General features: G+C 63.5%; 23 protein-coding genes. 11 read left to right on the forward strand and 12 right to left on the reverse strand.

The features are described from left to right. Window positions 1-11: 11 nt before the first annotated feature. From phnD to VNQ78_RS13645, 3 genes are all read right to left on the reverse strand, one after another. Window positions 12-914, reverse strand: a complete 903-nt coding sequence (gene phnD / locus VNQ78_RS13635; protein ID WP_325690645.1) for a phosphonate ABC transporter substrate-binding protein — start codon at window positions 912-914, stop codon at window positions 12-14. A gap of 47 nt (window positions 915-961) precedes the next feature. After that, a complete protein-coding gene (gene phnC, locus VNQ78_RS13640) occupies window positions 962-1,780 on the reverse strand; it encodes a phosphonate ABC transporter ATP-binding protein (RefSeq protein ID WP_325690647.1) in 819 nt (272 codons plus the stop codon). A 243-nt stretch (window positions 1,781-2,023) separates the two neighbouring features. After that, window positions 2,024-2,758: a GntR family transcriptional regulator gene (locus tag VNQ78_RS13645; protein ID WP_325690649.1), complete on the reverse strand. Its 735-nt coding sequence runs from the start codon at window positions 2,756-2,758 to the stop codon at window positions 2,024-2,026. Window positions 2,759-2,992: 234 nt separating this feature from the next. Between VNQ78_RS13645 and VNQ78_RS13650 the strand changes: the two genes are divergently transcribed. From VNQ78_RS13650 to hydA, 7 genes are all read left to right on the forward strand, one after another. Continuing rightward, window positions 2,993-4,612 (forward strand): ABC transporter substrate-binding protein, encoded by a 1,620-nt coding sequence (locus VNQ78_RS13650; protein ID WP_325690651.1) that lies wholly within the window; start codon window positions 2,993-2,995, stop codon window positions 4,610-4,612. 66 nt (window positions 4,613-4,678) lie between these two features. After that, window positions 4,679-5,719 (forward strand): ABC transporter permease, encoded by a 1,041-nt coding sequence (locus VNQ78_RS13655; RefSeq protein ID WP_325690653.1) that lies wholly within the window; start codon window positions 4,679-4,681, stop codon window positions 5,717-5,719. A gap of 10 nt (window positions 5,720-5,729) precedes the next feature. Beyond that, complete coding sequence (locus tag VNQ78_RS13660; RefSeq protein ID WP_325690655.1) at window positions 5,730-6,575, forward strand: ABC transporter permease; 846 nt, start codon at window positions 5,730-5,732, stop codon at window positions 6,573-6,575. Then, entirely contained in the window at window positions 6,575-8,191 is a 1,617-nt protein-coding gene (locus tag VNQ78_RS13665; RefSeq protein WP_325690657.1) for an ABC transporter ATP-binding protein, read from the forward strand. The genes VNQ78_RS13660 and VNQ78_RS13665 overlap by 1 nt, the downstream gene beginning before the upstream one ends. Window positions 8,192-8,207: 16 nt before the next feature. Next, window positions 8,208-9,128: an NAD(P)-dependent oxidoreductase gene (locus tag VNQ78_RS13670; RefSeq protein ID WP_325690659.1), complete on the forward strand. Its 921-nt coding sequence runs from the start codon at window positions 8,208-8,210 to the stop codon at window positions 9,126-9,128. Further along, a complete protein-coding gene (locus VNQ78_RS13675) occupies window positions 9,125-9,898 on the forward strand; it encodes a 3-oxoacyl-ACP reductase FabG (RefSeq protein ID WP_325690661.1) in 774 nt (257 codons plus the stop codon). The genes VNQ78_RS13670 and VNQ78_RS13675 overlap by 4 nt, the downstream gene beginning before the upstream one ends. A gap of 11 nt (window positions 9,899-9,909) precedes the next feature. Beyond that, window positions 9,910-11,343 (forward strand): dihydropyrimidinase, encoded by a 1,434-nt coding sequence (gene hydA, locus VNQ78_RS13680; RefSeq protein WP_325690663.1) that lies wholly within the window; start codon window positions 9,910-9,912, stop codon window positions 11,341-11,343. A gap of 14 nt (window positions 11,344-11,357) precedes the next feature. On the opposite strand, the gene VNQ78_RS13685 is transcribed toward hydA, so the two are convergent. The 8 genes from VNQ78_RS13685 to VNQ78_RS13720 all read right to left on the reverse strand — a co-directional run bounded on the left by VNQ78_RS13685 (window position 11,358) and on the right by VNQ78_RS13720 (window position 18,787). Next, window positions 11,358-12,329: a CobW family GTP-binding protein gene (locus tag VNQ78_RS13685; RefSeq protein ID WP_325690666.1), complete on the reverse strand. Its 972-nt coding sequence runs from the start codon at window positions 12,327-12,329 to the stop codon at window positions 11,358-11,360. Continuing rightward, window positions 12,316-12,609 (reverse strand): hypothetical protein, encoded by a 294-nt coding sequence (locus VNQ78_RS13690; protein WP_325690668.1) that lies wholly within the window; start codon window positions 12,607-12,609, stop codon window positions 12,316-12,318. Before VNQ78_RS13690 ends, VNQ78_RS13685 begins: the two co-directional genes overlap by 14 nt. 18 nt (window positions 12,610-12,627) lie before the next feature. Next, the gene (locus VNQ78_RS13695; protein ID WP_325690670.1) at window positions 12,628-13,530 is read right to left on the reverse strand and encodes a polysaccharide deacetylase; all 903 of its coding nucleotides are present in this window, start codon (window positions 13,528-13,530) and stop codon (window positions 12,628-12,630) included. A gap of 55 nt (window positions 13,531-13,585) precedes the next feature. Continuing rightward, window positions 13,586-14,572, reverse strand: coding sequence for an asparaginase (locus VNQ78_RS13700; RefSeq protein WP_325690672.1), 987 nt, complete (start codon window positions 14,570-14,572; stop codon window positions 13,586-13,588). Window position 14,573: 1 nt separating this feature from the next. Continuing rightward, complete coding sequence (locus tag VNQ78_RS13705; protein ID WP_325690674.1) at window positions 14,574-15,689, reverse strand: ABC transporter ATP-binding protein; 1,116 nt, start codon at window positions 15,687-15,689, stop codon at window positions 14,574-14,576. After that, window positions 15,690-16,532, reverse strand: coding sequence for an ABC transporter permease (locus VNQ78_RS13710; RefSeq protein ID WP_325690676.1), 843 nt, complete (start codon window positions 16,530-16,532; stop codon window positions 15,690-15,692). It lies immediately after the preceding gene. A gap of 9 nt (window positions 16,533-16,541) precedes the next feature. Continuing rightward, window positions 16,542-17,417 (reverse strand): ABC transporter permease, encoded by an 876-nt coding sequence (locus VNQ78_RS13715; RefSeq protein ID WP_325690678.1) that lies wholly within the window; start codon window positions 17,415-17,417, stop codon window positions 16,542-16,544. Window positions 17,418-17,488: 71 nt separating this feature from the next. Continuing rightward, a complete protein-coding gene (locus VNQ78_RS13720; RefSeq protein ID WP_325690680.1) occupies window positions 17,489-18,787 on the reverse strand; it encodes a PotD/PotF family extracellular solute-binding protein in 1,299 nt (432 codons plus the stop codon). Between the two features lie 245 nt (window positions 18,788-19,032). On the opposite strand from VNQ78_RS13720, the gene VNQ78_RS13725 reads away from it, so the two are divergent. Next, a complete protein-coding gene (locus VNQ78_RS13725; RefSeq protein ID WP_325690682.1) occupies window positions 19,033-20,061 on the forward strand; it encodes a GntR family transcriptional regulator in 1,029 nt (342 codons plus the stop codon). Then, the gene (locus tag VNQ78_RS13730) at window positions 20,054-21,220 is read left to right on the forward strand and encodes an extracellular solute-binding protein (RefSeq protein WP_325690684.1); all 1,167 of its coding nucleotides are present in this window, start codon (window positions 20,054-20,056) and stop codon (window positions 21,218-21,220) included. Before VNQ78_RS13725 ends, VNQ78_RS13730 begins: the two co-directional genes overlap by 8 nt. 91 nt (window positions 21,221-21,311) lie before the next feature. On the opposite strand, the gene VNQ78_RS13735 is transcribed toward VNQ78_RS13730, so the two are convergent. Then, a complete protein-coding gene (locus tag VNQ78_RS13735) occupies window positions 21,312-22,442 on the reverse strand; it encodes an ABC transporter substrate-binding protein (RefSeq protein ID WP_325690686.1) in 1,131 nt (376 codons plus the stop codon). Window positions 22,443-22,752: 310 nt separating this feature from the next. On the opposite strand from VNQ78_RS13735, the gene VNQ78_RS13740 reads away from it, so the two are divergent. Together VNQ78_RS13740 and VNQ78_RS13745 are read left to right on the forward strand one after the other, a co-directional pair. Next, complete coding sequence (locus VNQ78_RS13740) at window positions 22,753-24,429, forward strand: FAD-dependent oxidoreductase (protein WP_325690689.1); 1,677 nt, start codon at window positions 22,753-22,755, stop codon at window positions 24,427-24,429. Between the two features lie 302 nt (window positions 24,430-24,731). Then, window positions 24,732-25,027: helix-turn-helix domain-containing protein (locus VNQ78_RS13745; protein WP_325690691.1), on the forward strand; the 296-nt coding region annotated here is incomplete at its 3' end.

The raw sequence follows: 25,027 nt of genomic DNA on the forward strand, positions 1-25,027 counted from the left end.
TTCTGCAGAGATCAGCTGTTCGATTCTTCCAGCTTGCGGGCGGCGACGACGCCCTCATAGGCGCTGTGATCGACCGGAACGAAGTCCATCGCGTCGCCGGCGGCAACGCCATAGGCGCATTCCTTGTTCGTCTCGTGCAGGTCGGCGGTCAGCTGCGTGACCTTGTCCTTCACGTCCTGCGGCAATGCGTTGCGAAGGACCATCGGACCCTCGGGGATCAGCTTGGATTTCCAGATTTCGACGATGTCGTTCATGTCGACCAGACCGGCATCGGCAGCTTTGCGGAAAGCGCCCGAATTGTAGCCATCTTCCCAGTCGCCCAAGCCGTCGGCCCAGCTGACACCGGCCGCAGCATCGCCATTGGCGACGGCGACGATCGACTGCTCATGACCGCCCGAGAAGCGCACTTCGCTGAAGAACTCGTCCAGCGGGCCATAGGCCTCGGTCAGTTCCGCGCCCGGCACCAGATAGCCCGAAGTCGAGTTCGGGTCGGCGAACACGAAGGTCTTGCCCTTGGCATCCTCGATCGAGGCGATGCCGCTGTCCTTGCGCGCGAAGGCGAACGAATAATAGCCGGTCGAGCCGTCGACATTCTGCTTGGTCAGAACCGGGGTCACGGCGTCGGGATTGGTCAGGTAGATCTTGGCATAGCCCGAGGCGCCCATCCACGCCATGTCCAGCGTCCCGCCTAGCAGGCCCTGAATCACGCCGTCATAGTCGGCGGGCGTGAAGATCTTGACCGGGACGCCAAGGGCTTCCTCGATGGCGGCGCGGTAGCACTCGTTCGAGTTCATGCGGTCCTGCGCGTTCTCGCCACCGAGGATGCCGATATTGAACTGGGTGATCTCCTGCGCGGAAGCGGCGAAGGGCGAAAGCGCGGTAGCGGCGGCAAGCGCCAGAGGAAGGATCTTCATGGTGTCTCCATGGGTTGAAGGCCGCGGCCGGTTGGCCGGGATGGGGTTCAGGCCAGCATCCGCGCCGCATAGACGTCGTCGGGGGCCTTGTCGGAGGGGATCGCGGTCGAGGTCGCCGCCTCGTTGAAACTGGCGTCCGCGCCATAGATGTCGCGGGCCACACCCGAGGAAAGCTGGTCGGGCGTGCCGTCGAAGACGATACGCCCGTCGCGCATGCCGATCACCCGGTCGCAATAGCGGCGCGCGGTGTCCAGCGTGTGCAGGTTGGCGATGACCATGCGCCCGTCCTCCACGTTGATGCGCTTCAGCGTGTCCATCACGACCTGCGCATTCATCGGATCGAGGCTTGCGATGGGTTCGTCCGCCAGAACGATCCGCGGATCCTGCATCAGCGCGCGGGCAATCGCCACGCGTTGCTGCTGACCGCCCGACAGGGCTTCGGCGCGTTTCGATGCCTGCTCGACGATGCCCAGCCGGTCAAGGATCGAGAGGGCGCGCAGGATGTCGTCGCGCGACCACAGGTTGAACATGGTCTGCAGGGTCGAACGGCGGTTCAGGATGCCATGCAGGACGTTCGACGCCACATCCATGCGCGGCACCAGATTGAACTGCTGGAAGATCATCGCGCAATCGCTTTGCCATTGCCGCCGCGCCGCGCCGCGCAGGGCCAGGATGTCACGCCCCTCGACCAGGATCTGGCCCTCCGTCGCGTCGGTCAGCCGGTTCATCATCCTGAGAAAGGTCGATTTCCCCGCGCCCGAGCGGCCGATGATGCCGACGAAGGCGGGCCCGTCCACCGAGAAGCTGATATCGTTCACCGCGGCCCGCTGACCAAAGATCCGCGTGACGTTCCTGACCTGCAGCACTGGCTATCCTTTCGTCATCTGCGAGGGCTGATAGATGCGCAGTGTCTCGGTTGCCCGACAGCCACGTGAAGATTTCGCGACATTTGCATCAGGTCGTCCGACTGGGAACTCACGACACGAAAAAGCCCCCTGTCCAAGACAGCAGGGGCATATCTGCCACCGGAGCCGCTGCGGCTTGGTGGCGTGTCCATGAGGAGAAGGGGGAGGGCCTGCGACCGGGCAGCCCTTCAGGTTTCGGGCAGCCTAGCTTGCCCGGCCCAACCCGCCCAGCCATTGAAGGGCGCTTTCCAGACTTGGCTCCGGCCGGGGCCTGTCGAGTTGCAGCTCATCCGCGATATGGGAAAGATGATGCGCCATCTCGGCCGCGGCCTTTTCCCCATCGCCGAGGGCAATCGCGCGGACGATGCTGCTATGCTCATCCCTCGGGCAGCCCGTCTCGGATTCCGCGTGCACCAGGATCGCAAGACAGGTCAGCACCTGCAATTGCGTCAGCATGTGAACCAGGTAGACGTTGCCGCTGATCTCGGCCAGCTTCAGGTGAAACTCTCCGGTCAGGCGCACGAGGGTCGAGCGGTCGCCAGCATTCCGCGCCGCTTCCTCAGTCGCGATATGATGGTTCAGGCGCTCCAGATCCTCGGCCGAGCGGGCCAGCGCGATCGAATGGACCATGCCCGGCTCGATCATTTTCCGCACGTCCAGCATCATTCTGGCTTCCGCGCGCGAGGGGGCGGCGATCGTATAGCCAAGGTTCGGCGTCTTCTTGAAAACCCCGATCTCCGAGAGCTTGCCCATCGAGGCGCGCACGACGGTCCGGCTGACGCCGAAGATTTCGGCAAGCTTCGCCTCGGTGATCCTTTCCCCCGGTGGCAGGCGCTGCTCGAAGATCGCCTCGATCAGGCGGCGCGTGATCTCCTGCTCGGTATAGCCGTGACGGCGCTTCTGAGAGGGGCCGTCCGCTGAATTTTCCTTGCTGTTCATGCGCTTTCCGAAATGCCCCCGTGCCGTTCAATGTCAGCCTAAAACCTGAGCATTCCTTTTTGCTCCGCGCGGATCTCCGTGCTTTCAGCTGATATTGCATGTCGCCCCGGCAATTTCAATTGACACAGTCCAACATTGTCCTTTTCATTGTATCCAATCAAGTAAACCAGCTGTACGCCCCAAGTTTCGCGAAGACGGAACAGGTCAACAGCTTCATCGCAGGGAGTTAATGACTTGGAACTCAAGACACTTCTTTTCTCCAGCCGACGCTTGCTGATGCAGACCGCGCTGGGAGCGCTAGCCCTCGCCGCACCTTTCGCCGGTCAGCCGGCCTGGGCGCAAAGCGCGGAGGAAACCCTGATCGTCGCCGGCCCGCGCACCCCGGAATCCCTCGATCAGGAATATCCGCCCACCGAGGCCGCCCACGAATTGCGCCGCAACGTGAACGAGCGGTTGCTGACCTATGAGATGAAGAAGGGCGAGGACGGCATTTTCTACGAGGATTTCTCGAAGGTCGCCGGCGCATTGGCCGAATCTTGGGAGGTGGCGCCCGACTTCAAATCGATCACCTTCCACCTGCGCCCCGGTGTGGTCAGCGGCACGGGGCATCCGCTGGATGCCGATGACGTCATGTGGTCGTTCGAGCGCGGCTGGAACCTGAAGTCGAACTTTCACTGGTATATGACCCAGATCCTCAAGATCGAGGATTTCGATGCGGCCTTTGACAAGATTGATGACATGACCGTCAAGGTCAGCATCCCCAACGCCTCGCCCTTACTGGAGAAGCTGTGGATCAACAGCGATCTGGGCATTCTCGACTCGGACACGATGAAGGAGCACCTGACCGACGCGGATCCCTGGGGACAGCGCTGGCTTGCCACCAATTCGGCATCCTTCGGGCCTTACAAGGTGACCAAATATGCGCCGGGGCAGGAAATCATCTATGAGGCCAACCCGGATTATTACCGCGGCGCGCCGAAGCTGAAGAAGGTCATCTTCCGCGAGATGCCGACCAGCGCGAACCGCCTTGCGGCATTGCAGGCCGGGGCGGTGGACGTAGCCGAATACCTGTCGCCGCGCGAACTCTCGATGCTGGGGCAGATGCCGGGCGTGACGATCAACAAGGTGTTCGGCAACTTCGTCCACCGGGTCGAGATGCAGAACGAAACGCCGCCCTTCGACAATCCCAAGGTTCGCCTTGCGCTGAACTACCTCGTACCGCGGGACGAGATCGCAAAGGCCGTCTATTTCGACACTGCCCGACCCACCAAAAGCCCGATTTCCGAGATCTATCCGGCCTTTACCGAAGAATACTACAATTTCGGCAACGATGTGGAGAAGGCCAAGGCTTTGCTGGCCGAGGCAGGATTGCCGGACGGCTTCAAGACCGAGCTTGGCTATCGGACCGGCGACCAGCTTGAGGAAGAGCTTGCGGTCATCCTGAAGACCGCATTCGCCAAGGCGGGCGTGGATGTCACCCTGTCCAAGCTGCCGGCATCCACCCTGGTCGAGCGTTATACGAAGGGCCAGATCCCGATGTATTTCTTCCGCGACATGGCGATTGTTCCCGATGCGGCCTATGTGGCGAACCTGTGGCTGAACAGCAATTCGCTGATCGACTATTCGCGCTTCCACAGCGACGAGGTGAACGAGTTGATCAACAGCGCGCTCACCTCAACCGAGGAAGAGAAGCGGCTGTCGGACATGAAGCGTGTGCAGCAGATCACCATGGAAAACGCGCCCTGGATCTTCCTGTTCAACCCCGGCTACCAGCTCGCGACGCGCCAGAACGTCAAGGGCTATTCCTGGTACACGCCCAACGGCAATGCGTGGTTCGACTTCTACAAGGAATGATCTCTGACCCGAGATGTCGCCCGCCGGGCCATCCGGCGGGCATCCTTCCCTGATGGAATGACCGACATGACTTTTTCGACGACCTGGCGGCGTCTGCCGCGCACGCTGCGCATCGTCCTGACGCGGCTTCCGATGGTGGTGCCGCAAATGCTGGGCGTCATCTTCGTGACCTTCATGCTGGTCCGGCTGCTGCCCGGCGACCCGGCATTGCTGATGCTGGGCAACATGGCGACCCCGGAGAGCATCGCCAACCTGCGCGAGCAACTGGGACTTGACGGAAGCCCCTGGCAGCAATTCGTACATTACCTGGGTGGCGTCCTGCAGGGGGATCTGGGGGTATCGCTGTTCACTTCGAACCCGGTGGCCGTCGACCTGATGGAACGCGCGCCGGCGACGCTGGAGCTGATCTTCTATGCGATGATCCTGACCATCCTGATTGCGGTCGCCATCGCAGTCCTGGCAGTCGTCCGCCCCGGTGGGATTGCCGATTACATCAGCCGCTTCTATGGCATGGCCGCCGGAGCGATCCCGGATTTCTGGGTCGGGCTTTTGCTGATCTTCTTCCTGTTCAGCACCCTCGGAATCGCGGCGGCGCCCTTTGGCAGGATCGACCCGATGATCGCGGCGCCGCCGACCGTGACCGGCTTCTATACGTTCGACGCCGTGATCGCCGGAGATTTCGCGGCGCTGAGATCGGCGGCGGGACGCCTGCTTCTGCCGGTGCTGACGCTGACCATTGTGAATGCCGGCGCCTTGATGAAGATGACCAAGACAACCTTCGCCGAGATCTGGCGCGCGGACTTCATCCGGCACCAGCGCGCCAGCGGACTGAGCCAAAGCCGCATCGTCCGAAACGCGCTGCGTAACAGCCTGCCGCCCATCATCACGCTGATCGGCTTCCTTGTCGGCTTCCTGCTGGGCGCCGCGGTTCTGGTCGAGACGATCTTCTCATGGGGCGGCCTTGGCCAATACGCGGTGCAGGCCGTGACCTATTCCGATTATCCCGCGCTGCAGGGCTTCGTGCTGGTTGCGGCCGTCTTCATCCTGGTGGTCTATCTGATCGTGGATATTCTCTACGAGCTGGCCGACCCGCGGATTCAGGTCTGAGGGAACAGCCATGTCGCAGATCAGGAACTTCATTACCTTCATCCTCAGCCGACCTGGTGCGGCCTTCGGGCTTGCGCTGCTGCTCCTCCAGGTGGTTGCGATCGTCTTCGCGCCGCTTCTGGCCACCCATGCCCCGACCGAGGCGGACCCGCTGGCCTCGCTTCAGCCGCCGTCGGGCGCGCATTGGCTGGGCACGGATGTGTCTGGCATGGATATCTATTCGCGCATCATCTATGCAACGCGCGTCAACCTGCTGATCTCCATCGTCGCGGTCGCGGTGGCCTTTGTCATCGGCGTGCCCGTAGGCCTTGTCGTCGGATATTACCGTGGCTGGGCCAGCACCTTCGTCATGCGCGTCTTCGACTTCATCCAATCCTTTCCGGTCTTTGTCCTGGGCATGGCGCTGGTATCGGTGATGGGGCAGGAGATCTGGAACGTCGCCATCGTCCTTGCGGTGCTTTTCGTCCCGATCTTTGCCCGCCTGATCCGGGCCGAGGCGCTGTCGCTGCGCGACCGGCCCTTTATCGCCGCCGCGCGCTGCTCAGGCGCGACGGATGGCCAGATCATGTTCCGCCATATCCTGCCCAATGCGCTGACGCCGGCGATCGTGCAGATCTCGATCTCGATCGGGATGGCAATCCTGCTGACAGCGGGCCTGTCCTTCATCGGCGCGGGGGTGCGGATGCCCTTGCCGGAATGGGGGCTCATGGTCTCGGTCGGATCGCAGCAGATGATCCTTGGCGTCTGGTGGGTCGCGCTATTCCCCGGACTGGCCATCGTCTTTTCCGTGCTGAGCTTCGCCCTGATGGCGGATGCCCTGCGCGACTATGTTGATCCGCGCAGGGAGAGAGCCTGATGGAAATGCACGACAGAAAACCATTGCTTGAAACCCGCGATCTGTCGGTTGCCTTCGGGGACAAGACCGTGCTGCACGGTGTCAGCCTGCAGCTTCGCCCCGACGAAGTGCTGGGCATCGTGGGCGAGACCGGCGCCGGGAAATCCGTTCTGGCCCGGGCGCTGATCGACCTATTGCCCGGCAAGGGGCGCATCAGCGGCGGCACTGTGCAGATTGGCGGCCACGAGTTGCGGCAGATGTCCGCCGGTGAGCTGCGCCAGTTGCGCGGCGGGGGCGTGGCCCTGATCGGGACGGATGCCAAGTCGCTTCTGGACCCGGTCCGCCCGGTGGGAGAGCAGGTCGCGGACGTGCTGCGCGCCCATAAAGGACTCAGCGCGGGTGCCGCCCATGACGCCGCTGTTTCGCTTTTCGCCAAGGTAGGCATCGTCGATCCCGAAAAACGCGCGCAGGCCTATCCGCATCAGCTTTCGGGCGGCATGGCCCAGCGGGTGATCATCGCGATGGCCCTGATCGCAGAGCCTCGGGTGATCCTTGCCGACGATGCGACGCTGGGACTGGACGCCACCATTCAGGTCCAGGTGCTCGACCTGCTGGTGACGCGCTGCCGCGAGGCGGGAATGGGCGCGATCATCATCACGCACGACCTTGGCATCGTCGCACGCTATTGCGACCGGGTGGCAATCATGCGCGAGGGTCGCATTGTCGAGGAGGGCGCGACGGCGGGTTTCCTCAATCACCCCGCGACGGCCTATGGCGCGGAACTGCTGGCCTCGGCGCGGGCGCGCCCGGCCCCGATGGTCCGCTCGGGGCGCGCGCAGCAGCCGGCCAAGGCGCCCGCGCTGCTGGAGGTGGTCAATCTGGTCAAGCATTTCCCGACCTCCTCGGGGCATGTGGTCAAGGCGGTGGATGACGTTTCATTTGCCGTGCCACGGGGCGAGACGCTGGCGCTGGTCGGCGAGAGCGGCTCGGGAAAGACGACCGTGGGCCAGTGCCTTGTCAGGCTGCTCGGCTCGGACAGCGGGAGGGTGCAGTTCGACGAGCGCGACATCCTGACATTGCCTGATCGGGATTTCCGCCCGTTGCGCCGCAATATCCAGATGGTGTTTCAGGAGCCCTACGTCGCGCTGAACCCGCGCTGGACGGTGGCGCGGCTGATCGCCGAACCGCTTGCGCTTGATCCGACGATGTCCAGCCGGACCGCCCGGAAAGCGCGGGTGCTGGAGATGCTTGACCTTGTCCGCCTGCCCGCGCGTCTGGCCGAGACCTATCCCCACGCGCTGACGGCGGGCGAACAGAAGCGGGTCGGGATGGCGCGGGCCCTGGCGACCCGTCCGGATTTCGTGGTCTTTGACGAGCCAACGACGGCGCTCGACATTCGCGTGCGCGCGCAGATCATCGACCTGGTGCGCGAGTTGCAGCGCGAGATGCATCTGGCGACGCTGTTCATTACCCACGACCTGAACTCGGTCCGCTCGCTGGCGCATAACGTGGCAGTGATGCGTCACGGCAAGATCGTCGAGACGGGGGAAACCGAACGCATCTTTGCCAATCCGCAGCACGATTATACCCGCATGCTTCTCGGCGCGGAACTGCCGATCGAACGCTATGCGGCCTGACCGGGAAGGAATCCCAATGAGCGAGAAATATGTTCTGGTCACCGGTGCCGCCGGCCTGATCGGCAATGCGGTGCGACGCAAGCTTGAGGATCGCGGAACCCGGGTTATCGCCATCGACCGCGTGGCGGCCGAGGTGGACGGGTGCGAGGTCCGCGAATGCGATGTGACGGACATCCACGGCCTTCATGCCATTGCAAGGGCGCATGACATCGGAAAGATCCTCCATTGCGGGGCGTTTTCGGGGCCGATGGTGTCGCCTGACCACCCGATCCAGATGGTGCAGGTCAATATTGGCGGCGCCGCGAATATCGGTGAACTTGCCCGGATCATCGGGGGCGTGCGCGTGGTCTTCGCCTCGACCGCGACCGCCTATGGCGTGACGCCACCGGCCCCTGTTTCCGAAAATACCGTCATGGTCCCGGATACGATGTATGGGGCGTCGAAGGCCGCGGCCGAGCATGTGATGAACGCCTACAAGCTGCAATTCGGCGTGGACACGGTGAACCTGCGCATCGGCTGGGTCTATGGCCCGCGCCGCAGCACCGCCTGCCTGATCCGCCAGATGCTGGTCGATGCCATGGCCGGGCGGGCGACGCATATCCCCTATGGCCGCGATTTCCCGCGCCAGTATCTGCATATCGACGACGCGCGCGACGCGATGATCGCGGCCCTCGACCGGGAGGCGCTGCCCCAGCAAGCCTATAACATCACCGGGGGATCGTGGCTGACACTGGCGGAAGTCGCCAAGACGGTGAAGAGGGTCATCCCCGAGGCAAGGATCGAGGTCGCGCCCGGCGATGATCCAGGCGACATGCGCCAGGAACGCTTTGACATTTCCGCGGCCGAGCGCGACCTGGACTATCGCCCCCGCATGACCCTGGAACAGGGCATACGCAGCTATCTGGACTGGCTTCGACTTCAGGAAGGCACAAAATGAACGCCATCGCGACACCATTTTCCCTGCAGGGGCGCAAGGCCCTGATCACCGGCGGCAGCCGGGGCATCGGGGCGGCCATCGCCAACCTGTTCGCGGATGCGGGGGCCAGCGTGGCGATCTGCCATTTCGGCGATGCATCCGGGGCACAGGCGCTGGACGAACAGTTCACCGCCCGGTCGCACAGGCTTGCCACGATGGAATGCGACGTCGCCGATGAGGCGCGGGTCTCGGCACTGGCGGACTGGACCAGGGACGCGATCGGCGAGCCCGACATTCTGGTCAACTGCGCGGGCATCGGCGGCAAGGACAAGCCCTTCGGCGAGGTGTCGGTTGCCGAATGGGACCGGATGCTGGGCGTGAACCTGCGCGGGGTCTTTCTGGTCACCCACGCCTTCTTTCCCGGAATGCTCGAGCGGCGCTACGGCCGGATCGTCAACATCGCCTCGCAACTGGCCTATAAGGGGGCGCCGGGCCTTGCAGCCTATGTCGCCGCCAAGGCGGGTGTCGTGGGCCTGACCCGCGCGCTTTCCTACGAGGGGGCGGCGCATAATGTCATGGTGAACGGCATTGCCCCCGGCCCGGTCGAAACGCCGCTGCTGATGGGCCATAGCGATGCATGGCTTGCGATGAAGAAGGGCCAGTTGCCGGTCGAGCGTTTCGGCCAGCCGGATGAGATCGCGCCGACCGCGTTGCTGCTCGCCTCGGAAAAGGGCGGGGCGTTCTATTGCGGGCAAACGCTGTCGCCGAACGGCGGCGACGTGATGGTGTGAGGAGGGGCATCATGCAGGAATATGATCTGGTCATCCGTGGCGGCACCGTGGTCACTGCCGCAGACACCGCAGAGGCGGATGTGGGCATTCGCAACGGCAAAATCGTCGCGGTCGGTCTGGAATTGGCAAGGGGCAAGCGCGAGATTGACGCCACCGGGCTTCGGGTCATGCCGGGAGGCATCGACAGCCATGTGCATCTGGCCCAACCCGCCTTTGGCGGGCCGGCGATGGCCGACGGCTTTGAAAGCGGCACCCGTTCCGCCATCGCGGGCGGGAACACGACCGTTCTTCCCTTTGCGCTGCAATCGCGCGGCATGTCCCTGCGCAAGGCGGTCGAGGATTACCACAAGGAGGCCGAGGGCCAGTCCTATTGCGACTATGGCTTTCACCTGATCCTGACCGATCCGACCCCCGCCGTGCTGGGGCAGGAACTGCCCGCGCTCGTGGCGGCTGGCTATACCTCGCTCAAGGTCTTCATGACCTATGAGGACATGGTGCTGAACGATCGCGAATTGCTCGAGGTGTTCGATGCCGCGGGCGAGCATGGCGCCCTCGTCATGGTTCATTGCGAGGGCTATGACGCCATCCGCTTCATGACCGAAAAGCTTGAGAAGGCGGGTAAGGTCGCGCCCTATTATCATGCCGTCTCCCGCCCCCAGTCGGTCGAGCGCGAGGCCGCCCACCGTGCCATCAGCCATGCGGAACTGACGGGCGTTCCGATCATGATCGTCCATGTCTCGGGCGGCGAGGCGATGGAGCAGATCAGATGGGCGCGCAATCGCGGGCTGAAGATCATGGGCGAGACCTGCACCCAATATGTCTCGCTGACGGCGGATGACCTCAAGGGGCTGAACATGGACGAGACCGGCAGCAAATATGTCTGCTCGCCACCGCCACGCGATCACAAAAGCTGGGAAGCCATCTGGAACGGGATCCAGACCGGGGTGTTCCAGACCTTTTCCTCGGACCATTGCCCGTTCTATTTCGAGGGCGAGATGGGCAAGAAGAACCCCAAGGCCCGAACCGCCTTCAAATGGGTTCCGAACGGCATTCCGGGGGTCGCGGTGCGTATGCCGATCCTGTGGTCGGAAGGCGTGGCCAAGGGCCGGATCACCGAAAACGAGTTCGTCGCCCTGACCTCGACCAATCATGCGCGGATCTATGGGCTGACCTCGAAAGGGTCGATCGCGCCGGGCTATGACGCCGACATCGTGCTGTGGGATCCCGCGCGCAGGGTGACGATCAGCCAGTCGCTGATGCATCACGGCTCGGACTATACGCCTTGGGAAGGGTTCGAGGTCACGGGCTGGCCGCATGCCACGATCCTGCGGGGCGAGGTGGTGATGCAGGAGGGCGAGATCCTCGGGGCGAAGGAAGGCGGAAAGTTCCTGCCCCGCGCGCTCTCGCCCATGGCCACCCGCGGTGCGGGCGCGCCGATGAACTAGGGCTTATGGTCCCGTCATGTGCCAAATCGCCGCCATGACAGGGCCAGCCTTTCGGCGTCGATGCCGCGACCAATCAGCACGATGACGCCCTCCTCGGGCGCGGGTCCGGCAAGGGCCGTGTCGTCGTCGGGCAGGATTTCGGGCGACTGGACCACCCGCCGCACGGATTGCAGCAAGAGCCGCCCGGCGGGGGTGCGAACGACGCCCTTGATCCGCACGATGTCATCGCCCCGCGCGTGAAGCAGGGCCGAGAGCCAGGTCGAGAGCGCCACCCATCCGCCATCGCGGCCGACATCAAGACGGTAGGGCAGGATCGGTTCGGATCGGCCGAGGGCCGGCAAATCAAAGGGGGCAAGTCCGGGGACCGACTCTGGCGGCGGCACGGCCACGCCCTGTTCAGCGGCGGAAAGCACCGCGCCGGGATTGAGTATGCTCAGGGACAGGGCAAGCCGGGCCAGCGCCACCGGATCGGCCCCGGCGGGCTTGGTCAGGATCAGCTCATCCGCGGCCTCAATCTGCATGCGCGCCAGATCCTCGGCGGTCAATTGCTGTGCCCCGTGCAGGCTGTCGACCAGAACCAGCGTCTGATCGAGGACGAGGCGGCGCGACAGGACCGGGTCCTCGGCCATGGCCGCCGCGATACGGCCGGGATCGGCAAGGCCGCTGGTTTCCAGCAGAACACCCGCGATGCGCCCCGCCTCCTTGCCGCTTGCGGCGTCACAAAGCGCGCGCAGGGCCGCCAGCAGATGCGGCAGCCCGGCGCAACAGGCGCAGCCGCCGGCCAGAACGCTGATCTTGCGCGCTCCGGCCAGCAGCAGGTTGTCGACCGGGGTTTCGGCAGCCTCGTTCACGAGGACATGATACCCGGCGAAGCGGCCTTCATGCAGCTGGTGGCGCAGCCAGGTGCTTTTCCCGGCCCCGAGAAAGCCACCAAGGATGATTACGGGCAGGCAGCCATCCGACCGCGTGGCCTCAGCCAACTGCAAGGGCACGGTCCGAGAGCGGGTCGACGGGCTGGCCCGCCATCCGCTCGGCCACGCTCCACAGCGATGCCAGATCCGGCACCAGCTCGCGCTGTCCGCCCGGCGCGAAAAGCTGAAGGCCGGGGGTCACGCCATCATCCCAGGCCTTCAGCCCATAGGCGGCGAGAAGGCGGTTAACCGCCTCCAGCCTGGCAAAGCGCAGACGCAGCCTGTCTCCGGGCGTCTGTGCGCCCGCATCCGTCCAGTGACCCGGCGCGGCGGGATAACCGCAAGCACTGCACATGACGCGTCCTTTCTTCGTTCAGATCACTTCGGGCCGCTTGGCCGAGGCAAAGGGATAGCGCTGGCGGAAGTCGTCGGCAATCTCCTCGAAGGTTGCCCATTCGACGCCATCATGGCCATTGATGTATTCGATCAGGCGCTCCAGCATCAAAAGCACCTGCGGGCGACCGGAAACATCGGGGTGGATGGTAAAGGCGAAGACGGCATAGTCCATCTCGCGATAGACCCAATCGAACTGGTCGCGCCACAGCTCCTCGATATCGCGCGGATTGACGAAGCCGTGGCTGTTCGGCGACTTCTTCATGAACATCATCGGCGGCAGGTCATCCACATACCAGTTGGCCGCGATATCGACCAGGTCGATCTCGTTGCCGTGCTTCAGCGGATGCATCCAGTCCTTGGCCTGCTTGGTATAGTCGATGACATTCCATTGATCGCCGACACGGGCATAGAACGGCTGGAAGTCGCGATAGCCCTGCGAGTGGTCATAGCTGAAATTGTATTTCTGCAGCAGCGCGGCGGTCGAGTTCGACATCTCCCACCAGGGCGCGACATAGCCGCGCGGCGCGCGTCCGGTCAGGCCCTCGATCAGCTCGATGGACCTGACCAGGACGTCCTCCTCCTGCTGGGGGGTCATCGCGATCGGGTTCTCGTGCAGATAGCCATGCGCGCCGACTTCGTGGCCGGCATCGACGATCATCCGCATCTGGTCGGGAAAGGTCTCCAGCGAATGGCCGGGAATGAAGAAGCTGGTGCGCAGGTCGTATTTCTTGAACAGGCGCAAAAGGCGCGGAATGCCCACCTCGGTCGCAAAGATGCCCCGCTGGATATCGGAGGGGCTGTCACCACCCCCATAGGAGCCGATCCAGCCCGCGACCGAGTCGATGTCGGTGCCGAACGCGCAGTATATCTTCTTTGCCATAGTGGTCTCCCAGTTGAATGTTTCATGGGTCTTCCGGCAGAAACGGCGCCGGATCTCAGTCCTTACGCCACCCCAGATCAGTAAATTCGTGGAAGCGTTCGAATGCGCCCGTCATCAGGGTCAGCATCAGGACCAGCCGCGCCTTCAGCACGTCCAGATCGCCGCTGCCATGCAGCCCGCGGGCCAGCAGGTCAATCTCGCCCCCGATCTGGCCATAGGTTTTTGACAGCACGCGCCCGCCGCGGGTGCGGCTGGAAAAGACGACGGGAATATCCCGCGCGGCCCTTGTCAGGGGATCGAGCCATGCGGAATGCACATGCCCTCCGCCCGCAAGATCGAGGACGATTCCCTTCGCGCCGGCGGCAACACAGGCCTCGACCAGCAGCGGCGGATCGGAGAGGCCCGGCTTCAGGATCGGCACGAAGGGCAGGGTCGCATCGCGGGGCGGGTCGAAGGCCGCGCCTCGCCGGGGCCGCGCATAAAGGGCAGGCCGCCCCTCGGCCATCCAGCCCAGCGGGGCCGGCGACCAGAAGGCGCCCGTCGACGAGGTATCGCGCTTCTGCACCCAGGCGGCCGAATGGATCATGTCGTCGAAGGCGACCATCACCCCCAGATCCCGGCATTGCGGGTCCGCCGCGCAGGCGACGGCATTGAACAGGTTCGCCGCCCCGTCGGCCCCCGGAAGCGACGGGTTGCGCATGGCGCCCGTGACCACGACGGGGACCGGACCCCGATGCAGCAGGTTCAGCAGGAACGCCGTCTCCTCGATCGTATCGGTGCCCTGCGTCACCACGATGCCGGCGACGCCCTCTGCCTCATGCGCCCGTATCGCGCGGGCCAGTTCGATCACCAGCGGAACGCCGATCTCGGTCGAGGGCAGGTTCGAAAGATTGCGGGCCGAGACCTCGGCCAGACCGGCAAGCTGCGGAACCGCCGCCACCAGATCGGCTCCGGTCAGGCCGGGCGTCACGCCGCAGACGCCGGTATCGGGCATGCAGGCGATCGTGCCGCCAAGGGCGATGATCTGGACCGCGGGTTTCATCCTAATCCTCGTGCGGCGTGCCGGCCGAGTTGTTTGCGCCGGGCAGGTGATGGTTCAGTACCGGGTTCCACTCGGCATGAACGACCTCGCCCACGTCGCGGGGATGGGCGAAATAGGCGTCGTCATCCATGTAGATGATGAACTCCTCGCCCAGCCCGGTGTCGAGGGCGACTTTCACGAATGTCCCCTGATACTCGATATTCGTGACCGTTCCTGAAAGGCCGTTGCGCGGGACGGCCCCGGTCGTCGTCCCGATCCGGTCCCGCCGCACCGAAAAACGCAATTCCTGCCCGCTCTGGATCTCGGGGCCGACCGAAAGGTCATAGGTCAGGCCGTTCGGCCCCGTCACGACCGCCATGGCGCCATCGGTGCTTTCGACCCGGCCGCTCAGCACGTTCTGACCGCCCATGAACCGCGCGACATAGGGGCTGTGCGGGCGGTTGTAGATCTCGCGCGGGCTGGCGGCCTGCTCGATCAACCCGTGATCCATCACCACGACCTGATCCGCCAGAGCGATCGCCTCGGGCTGGGTATGGGTGACATGGATGAAGGTGATGCCCAGATCGTTCTGAAGCCGCTTCAATTCGACCCGCATCTTCAGACGCAGGAACTCGTCCAGTGCCGATAGCGGCTCGTCCAGAAGCAGAACCTTGGGCTTGTTGATCAAGGCGCGGGCCAGCGCGACCCGCTGTTGCTGGCCACCGGACAGTTCCGACGGCACCCGGTCCGCCAGATGCAGAAGCTGCACCCGCTCCAGCATCTCGCGCGCCGCCTGCCGTCGCTCATCGCCGCGAACGCCCTTGACGCGCAGGCTGAAGGCCACGTTGTCGGTCAGCGACAGATGCGGAAACAGCGCGTAGTTCTGAAACATCAGCGCCGTTCCACGGCTGCCGGTGCGGGTCGTCGTCACATCGGTCCCGCCGATCGAGATGGTGCCAGAGGTCGGCGTCTCATGCCCGGCGATCATCCTGAGCAGCGTGGTCTTGCCACAACCCGACGGGCCGATCATGCAGCAATAGGCCCCGCCGTCGATGGTCAGGTCGACATTGTTGACAGCCTTCGCTCGCCCGTAAAGCTTGGTGACGTTGCGGATGTCGATGCGGCTTTGTTCGGTCATTCAGTTCTTTCCCCGCTTGGCGCGCGACCGCTGCCTCTGGATGACGGCAATGCCCGCGAAGGCGAGCGCGATCACCAGAAAGCTGACGGCTGAGGTCACGGTCCCGATCGCGTAAAGCGCCGGCGTCGTGACATTGGTTGTCATGTTCGAGATTTCGATGGGAAGGGTGTTCTTGCCCCCGACGGTCAGAAGCGAGCGCGGCATCTCGTCATAGGAGAGGGTGAAGCCGAACAGGGCGACCGCGATCAGGCCGGGGAACAGGATCGGCACGGTGACAAGACGCAAGACCTGCCAGGGGCGCGCGCCGGCATCGCGGGCGGCTTCCTCCCACGAGCCGTCGAAGCGGTTCAGCACGGCGAACATGATCAGAAGCCCGAAGGGCAGCGTCCAGCTGAGATGCGCGCCCAGGCCCGAAAGCCACCAGCTCAGCCGAAGGCCGAGCAGCTGGAAAAGCTGGCTGATACCCAGCCCCAGCAGGATGCCGGGAACGATCAGGCTGATGATCGACAGATAGAAGATCGGGCCGGCGCCCCAGAACCTGCGGCGAAAGCCGAGCGCCGCAAACAGGCACACCGTCGCCGTGATCAGCATGGCCATGACGCCAAGGATCAGCGAGCGGCGGAGGGCTCCGCCAAGGTCGCCATAGCGGCTCGACGACCAGAGGTCATGGAACCAATGCGTCGAGACGCCCCGCATCGGAAAGGTCAGCCCGCCCGTCGGCCCCTGAAAGCTGAGGATGAAGATCATCAGCATCGGCCCATAGAGGAACAGCACGAAAAGGCCGAAGAAGGCGGCGAGGATATAGAAAGAGACGCCCCGGCGCGCGGATGTGCTTTGCGACATGACCGCCCCCTACCTTGCAAGCTCGGCGCGGATATCCACCACGCGCAGGATGGCCGAGACCATCAGGACGACCACCAGAACCAGCAGCACCGCCATCGCCGAGGCCTGCGGATAGAAAAGCTGGTCGATCTCGTTCTTCATCGCCGACACGACCGAGGCGCTTTGCCCCCCGCTCATGACCCGGACGACGAAGAAATCCCCCATCACCAGCGTCACGACAAAGATGGAGCCAAGCGCGATCCCGGTCTTCGACAGCGGAATGATGATGCCCGTCAGGATCTGGAAGGGATTGGCGCCGGCGTCGCGCGCAGCCTCGATCAGGTTGGGGTTGATCTTGGCCATGCTGTTGAAGATCGGGACGATCATGAACAGCGTGAACAGATGGATATAGGTCAGCACCACCGCGAAATCGGAATAAAGCAGGATGTCCAATGGCTGGTTGATCAGTCCGGCCTGCATCAGCATCTGGTTGAACAGCCCCTCGCGGCCCAGAAAGGGGATCCAGCTGACCATGCGAATGACGTTCGAGGTCCAGAACGGAATCGTGCAGAGCAGGAAAAGCCCGATCTGCCATTTCAGATTGCGCACATGAAAGACCAGAAAATACGAGCAGGTGAAGCCGATCAGCACCGTCGCCACCAGCACGATCGCCGCATATTTCAATGTGTTGGCAAACAGGGACAGCGTGACGCTGGCGGTCAGCACGTCATGGTAATTCTGCCATGTGAAGGCGGGATAGACAGAAATCCCGTCCGATTCCCAGAAACTCAGCATGAAGACGGTGCCGATCGGGATGCCGACCAGCGCCAGAATGAGAAGGGCAAGCGGGGCGACCTGTAGATACGGGGTCAGTTGCGACCCGCTGCCGGGCGATCTTGCGGACATGTCAGGAATTCTCCGGGCGGATGCCGTTCCGAAGGAAATGCCAGGGCAGGCGGCGGGCCTGCCCCGCGCGATCAGGCCGAGATGAACTCGTTCCAGCGCTGGACCATATAGCGTTCTTCGTCCATCACCGTGTTCCAGCAGGCGACATTGCCCATGCGATCCTCGAACGAGCCGCCGTCGCGCACGGCACCGGCCTTGTCCATCACCGCCCCATAGGGGTCGAGGATATCCTCGCTCGCCGGCTTGCCCTCATACCAATAGCCGATTTCATTCGGGGTCAGGTTGGCCTTGGCGGTCTCGGGGACCGAGGAGTAATAGCCCTGCCGCGCGATGAACGCGCCCTGCCAGCCCGTCAGATACCAGTTCATGTATTCATAGGCGGCTTCCAGCTTCAGCCCTTCCAGATGGCCCATCAGCCCCATCCCGAGGCCCCAGCCGCGATAGCCTTCCTTCAGCCCCTGATAGACGCAGCCGATGCCCCGCGACTTGACGGCGGTGACGGCGGGCGACCACATCGACTGGATCACCACCTCGCCCCCGGCCATCAGGTTCACGGATTCGTCGAATGTGCTCCAGAAGGCACGGAACTGGCCGGCCTTCTTCAGTTCGATCAACCGGTTGATGGTGTGGTCGATCTCCTCGCGGGTCATGTTGCCCTTGTCGCCATAGGTCAGTTCGCCCATCGCCTCGAGCGCCATGGCCGCATCCATGATCCCGATCTGCGGGATGTTCACCAGCGCGGTCTTTCCCTTGAACTCGGGGTTGAACAGCTCGGCCCAGCTTTCGACCGGCCGCCCGATCAGGTCCGAGCGGATGCCGACCGTGTCGGCATTGAAGATCGTGGGCATGGTGGTGGCGTAGTCGGTCGCCTCGGCCGCAAAGCTGGTATCGCCGGGGCCGCCGGTGAACATCACCTCGAACGGCATGGTGCCCTGGCGCGAAAGCTCGGAGCCGTCGAAATTCTTGCCGTCCTTCATCAGCGGCGTCATCTTGGACCAGTTCGCGATCTTGGCCACTTCGACCGGCTGCAGCTTACCCGAACGCCAGACCTTCTGCATCGCCCAGAATTCGAGGTCGGCGATGTCGATGGTCTCGGGCTGGTTGACGACCTTGGCCATCAGGGCGGTGCTGTCGGCGGTTTGCGGCACGATCTTGAAGCCCAGATCGGCGCTGGCCTTTTCGGCGATATCGGCGATGACCGAATAGGACGGCCCGACCTGATTGAGGGTCACGTCCTTGATGTTCTGCGCCCAGATCATCGGAGCGCCGATGATCCCCGAGCCGACCGTCACCCCGGCCGTCGCAGCCGAGGTCTTGAGAAAGCCGCGACGCGTCAGCCCCGCGCAATCCTTGCCGTTAGATTGAGTCATGCCACCTCTCCCTGTGGGTTCCCGTGGCCCGCGCCACGGATGATGCCGGGTCCGGGCCAGTTTTTACGACCTTCTCAGACTCGGCGGCGATGGGGATACGGTAGCAAACTGTCTTTAGGATGCAATGCACATTTCCATCCAAGGCTCAGGAATGTATAGAATGAAACCAATGCGGGGTTTCTGGGAAAGCTTGTGCGACTTGCCCCGGAGCCTGCGCGATTTTTGGGCATTGGGCGAATTTCGGCATGGCTTCGGACAGCGACGGGCAGGAGGGGCGGGAAAGGGATGCGGGCAACGCATTCCTCTATGCCTCGGTCCGCGACCTGCTTGCGGCCAAGATCCGGGCAGGCCAGCTTCCCGAAGGCGCGGTGCTGAAGGAAGCGCCGATTTCCAGCCAGCTCGGGATGAGCAGGGCGCCCGTGCGCCGGGCGCTGGCCATGCTGGCGGCGGAGGGGCTTGTCACGCCCGCCTCGGGGCAGGGCTATGTCGCCGGGCGATCCGGCGCCCCCCTGCGCCTGTCCTCCAGACGCTTGCAGGAAATCCTGACCTCCGAAACCCAGGGCATCGAGCGCACCGCCTCATGGGAGCGGATCTTTACGCAGGTGGCCGATGTGGTCACGGGCTGCATGCCTTTCGGAACCTTCCGCATTCAGGAAGCCGAGCTGGGCGATTACTACAGCGTCAGCCGCACCGTCGCGCGCGAGGTGCTGTGGCGCCTGATGGACCGGCGGCTGATCGAAAAGAACCGGAAATCCCATTGGATCGTCGGGCAGATGACGGCCCGCGACCTGCGGGACACCTTGCAGATGCGCCGCCTTCTGGAACCCGAGGCGCTTGCGCTGGTCGCGGCCGATCGCAGCCACAGAGAGCTGGGCCCGCTGCTGGCGAAGATCGAGGCGGTAATCGAGGGCTTCCCTGCCTGCGGTGCCGCGGTCTTGGACCGGCTGGATGACGCGATGTTCGTGGACATGTTCGCGGGCGTGCGCAATTCCCGCCTGCTGGGTTCGATCCGCCGCAATCAGCTGTTCCTTCTGGTCCCGCGTCTCTTCAGGCGGCATTTTCCGATCATCGACGACCTGCAGGCCCTGAAGGAATATGCCGAAATCCTGCGGCATCTGCAGCAAGGGCAGGTCCGGCAGGCGCAGGACGTGCTACGCGATCATCTGAGCCGGATCGAGGCGCTGGCCCTTGCGCGGCTGCGTGTCCTGTCGCTGCTCGAAGCGCCCGGCATGACGCCCTATATGACACCGGTTTACCGGGGGCATGATGGCTGAGGCGCTGAAGGTCATAGGCACATCGGCCACGCTGACCGAGGCGCTGCGTCGCCGCGCCCATGCGGATCTGGATTTTCCGGTCGAGTTCGAGGTGCTGGACGGGTTGTCCTGCCAAAGCCGCGGCGTGCTGTCGCCGGAAAGCTATGACGTCTATGACCAGTGGTTCCATTCGGTCGACCTGCTCTGGACGGCGGGCTCGATACAGCCGATCGACACCGGGCGGATCACGCATTGGGACCATGTCCGCGCATCGGATGTCTTTGCCGGCGCCGGGAAGGGCTTTGGGACGCGCCCGGCGGATGTGCTTTACGTGCAGGCCGACCGTTCGCTCGCGGCCACGCCGGCTTCTGCCACGCCGCTCATCTCGATGCTGCCGACCTCCTATAACGTGGACAGCTTTGCCTATACGCCGGAGCTGGCCGCGCGACAGCAGCGGGACGAGGTGGAAAGTTGGGCCTGGCTTCTGGACGGACGCTGGCATGGCCGCTGTGCGCTGAGCCTCGACCCGGCGGCGAGTGCGGTCGAGCTTGCGATGGCCATTCAGGCTGCGGGTCTGATGCGGATAGGCGATCCCGGCGATCTGACCGTCGAAGAGATCGACGAAATGTTCGGGCATCTCATGGCGCGCAAGCGCAGCGGACATTTCAGCCGCTTCTGGAGTTCGGCCGAGGATTCGATCCGGCTTCTCTCCACCTCGGGCTGTGTCGTTTCTTCGCTGTGGTCGCCTGCCTATTACGGGATGCGCAGGCTGGGCCACGACCTGACCTATGCCGCCCCGATCGAAGGCTATCGCGGCTGGCATTCCGGCATGTGCATTTCGGCCGCCGTGAAGGGCAGGCGGCTCGAGATGGCCTATCGCTATCTGAACTGGTGGCTCGGGGGCGCGCCGGGCGCGATCATGGCGCGGCAGGGATATTACATCTCGGTTCCGGGGCCGCTGTCGGGCACCCTGACGGATCAGGAATGGGACTATTGGTATGGCGGCCTTCCGGCGGCGACCGATCTGCCTGACATGACCGGAACGATCGTCGTCCAGAAGGGCGAACGCCGCGCTGGCGGTGACTATCGGCAGCGCCTTTCCAATGTCACCGTCTGGAGCACGATCATGCCCGAACACAATTACCTGGTCCGGCGCTGGCATGAGTTCCTGCAAGCCTAGGCGCGGCAGGCAGATCCTTGCCCCGAGCAGGGGAGGCGAAAGGCCGCTTCGGCGCTATCTTGCCTCGCCGCAGCGGCCCGGTTGAAAGGGATCAGTTCGTCACGGCGACGTAACTTCCATCCTCGATCTTCAGCACATAGGTGCCATAGGACGGCCGCCTGTCATCGGTGAATGAGAAACTGCCGAAACCGATCGGGACGGGGACATCCTTCGTCTCGGTCAGCGCGAGGCGCAGACTGTCGCGGGTGGCCTCTGGACCGGCCTTCTTCAATCCTTCGATCAGCACGCGCATGATCGAATAGCCCACCGCCGCCCAGCTGTCAGGCACGTCGCCCGTCTCGGACTTGTATCGGTCGATGAAGGCGCGGCTTTGCTCATCGAACCCGCCGGGAACCCACTCACCATAGAAACGCACGCCTTCGGCAGCGGCCCCGGCGATGGTGACGAATTCGGGCGAGGAAAAGATATTCAGGCCCATCACCGTGACACTGGGGTCAAGCCCCGCCTGCCGAAGCTGCGTCACGATCCCCGCGCCCTGCGCCGCGTAGGACGCGATAAAGACGCAGTCCACATCGGAATAGGCGATCTTGGTGGAAATCGAGTTGAAGTCGGTATCGGTGCTCTGCACCATCTCGGTTGCCGCGATCTTGACGCCCCGCGCCGTCACACCCTGTTCGAATTCCCGCAGCAATTGCACGTAGACTTCGATATTCTGGATGCCGATCAGGGCGCAGTTCTTCAGCTTCAACTGGTCTGCCGCGTGTTCGGCAAGATGGGTGATCGTGTCGCCGGGCGTCTGGGTCATGATGAATGACCATGGGCCGTAATCGAGGATCTTGGGGTTGTTGGAGGTGGTGAGGATCGGCACCTCGAGTTCGTTGCCGACCTGCGCCCCAAGCTGCGCCACAGACCCGCTGGTCGGACCAAGAATGGCAAGCACGGACGGATCCCGGCCGTAGCGCGTCACAAGCGTGGTGGTCTGCGTCCTGTCCGTCGTGTCATCGGCAACGACGAGGTTGATGCTCCTGTCCTTGCCGAGTTCGTGGGCGGCGTTCGATTCCCGAACTGCCTGCTTCATGCCCTCCACGATCGGGACACCCACGAAGGCCGCGCCTCCGGTCAGGGATTGAAGCGCCACGACGGTCTGTTCCTGCGCCGAGATCGGCGACGCAAGGATCGCCGACAGCAGCATCGCTGCCGTCCATGGTCTGACTGTTCTCATTCTCTCCTCCCAGAGATGGTGCTGTCGAGCACCGGAAAACGCATCATTGTATTTATTATTTGATTCTGGGTATAATTTATTACTAATATTGTCTACGTAAATATACAAAAGAGGAAGCTATTCTGCCTGTTTTGCCACAAATCTTCGGGAAACGGGCCTATTCTAGACGGAAGCCCGGTCTTTGACCGGGGCGACGTGTAGGTCTCGAATAATCTTTGTATATTTTTGTAAGCAGCCTGAGAAACAGTGCGCCGCGTATCGGGAGGGGTAGCGGATACCGGCGACAACATGAACGAAAGGGGAGGAGCAGATGATCAACTCGAAATCTGTCAGCGCGGAACAAATCGTTGTGGTCGGGGGCGGGCTCAGCGGCCTTGCCAGCGCGATTGCACTGGCCGATCGCGGCCGACACGTAACGGTCCTCGAGGCGGGGACAAAGGTTGGGGGCGCCGCGGCCTATTCCGGCGGACAAGTCTGGGTCGGGGCAAACCACGTCGCGACGCGTGAAGGCATCGAGGGCGACAGCAAGGAGCGTGCGGCGCGATACATCCGTGCCATCGCACATCGGTCCCCCGAATATCTCGACGAGGCCGCGATGGAGCGATGGATTGATACCGCCCCCGACGCGATGCGCTATTGGGAGGAGATCGGCGCGATCCGCTGGACCGTTATCCCGGGACTTGCCGATTACCACAACGAAGCGGATGGCGCGATGCCCGCCGGCCGTTACCTGACCAATGTTCCGATTGCGCGCGAGGAACTGGGTGACTGGCGCGACAGGTTGCTGATCAGCCCGTATTTTCCGGTCGGAACCACCTATGACGAGCTGTTCCAGCGGGGGCGCCGCCAAAGCGTGGTCGAGGATGGCGAGGAAGAGGAAGGCGCCCAGGTGCAGGGATTTGGCCAATCCGAACGGCGCGACGGAGCGGCTAATGGGCCCGAGACCCTGACCTTCGGTCCCGGCGTGGTGGGCAGTTTCCTTGCGAGGGCGCTTCGCGATCCGAAGATCACGATCCTGACCGATCACCGCGTCACTGAACTGAAGCGCGACCCCGATGGCCATGTCACCGGCGTGATCGCGGGGACCGGCGAGGGACAGGTGGAGTTCGAGGGCATTGTGATCCTCGCCACCAGCACCTTCGACAACGATCCCGACCTCGTGCGCGAGATCGTCGGACTGGACCCCGATCAATGGGGCAGTGTCGGGCCGAAAACCCTGCGCGGCGACGCCATCAAACTGGCCCGATCCGTTGGCGGCGCGGTCATCAAGCTGCCTGCCAGCGCACAGACCATGCAGCCCGGCTGGAAATCCGACTACAATGAAGGCTTTTCCTACGGGCCGGACACGGCCATGCCCCACACGATGATCGTCAATCGCCACGGCCAGCGCTACTGCGACGATTCCTATTGGGTGGATATCGCTCAGAGAACCATGGATGATGCGGCAGAGAACCTTCCCTTCTTCCTGATCTTCGACGAACAACATCACCGCAAATACGGCCTCGGCATGACACCGCCCGGCGCGGACTACCCCGAAGGGCTGGTGACATCCGCATCGACGCTGCGTGAACTGGCCGGGAAGCTGGGAATTGACCCGGACGGCCTGGAGACGACAGCCGCGCGGTTCAACCAGTTTGCCGCCGCCGGGGAAGACGAGGATTTCGGTCGCGGCACCCGCGATTTCGTCCGCCGCTTCTATGGCGACCCGGCCAACCAGCCCAATCCGGTGCTCGGCTCGGTCGCCGAGGCGCCATTCCACGGCATGCAGTTGCGCTTCGTTGCGGCGGCGGTGGGGAACAGCGGCGTCCATGTCGATGGCGAGGGACGCGTGCTGGACGAGGCAGGCGCGGTAATCCCCCGGCTGCACGCGGTAGGTTCCTGCACCGCCCAGACCGTGACGGGCACGGGATATAACAGCGGCATCGCCCTCGGCCGCGGACTCGCGATGGCATATCTCGTTGCGCGCGATATCGCGGGCGCGAACTGAGAACAGCCTGCGCCCCGGATCCCCGGGGCGCAGCGGACTGGTCATGTGCGCTCTTGTCCCACGGGGGGCTAAGCATATGAGTTGATCGGATTTTCGGGCGGATAGGGTTGGCTGCGCGATCGGCGCTGCTGTGTGGGACGGTTCTTCAAGACCAGTACGCTCTGCGACGGTGTTCGTGAGATTTATGAATTAATTATTAACATAAATCTGATTATCCATAAATCTTCTTGTAGAAGGGTGGATTCAAGTTGGAACTGCGACTTTGATGTAAAATCAGTAGATTGCATCAAGGAGCACTGTCGATGTCCAAGCCTTATCTGCATCTCGACCTCGAAGAACGGCGCAAGATCGCGCGCTGGCATGAGGCGAAAGTCCCGGCAACCGAGATCGCGGCCCGTCTCGGCCGGCATCGCTCAACAATCTTCCGTGAGCTCAGCCGTAATCGCTTCGTCGATGCCGAACTGCGCTATCTGTCCGGCTATTACGCGCTGAATGCGCAGAACCTGGCGGCCGAGCGCCGCGCCAACCAGCGCAAGCTGATCCAGCATCCGAAGTTGCGTGCGGCGGTGATCGATCGGTTGCAGTCCGGCTGGACACC

Origin of the sequence: Paracoccus sp. (in: a-proteobacteria) (assembly GCF_035556475.1) — a bacterium.
In the GTDB taxonomy this organism is placed as follows: Bacteria; Pseudomonadota; Alphaproteobacteria; order Rhodobacterales; family Rhodobacteraceae; genus Paracoccus.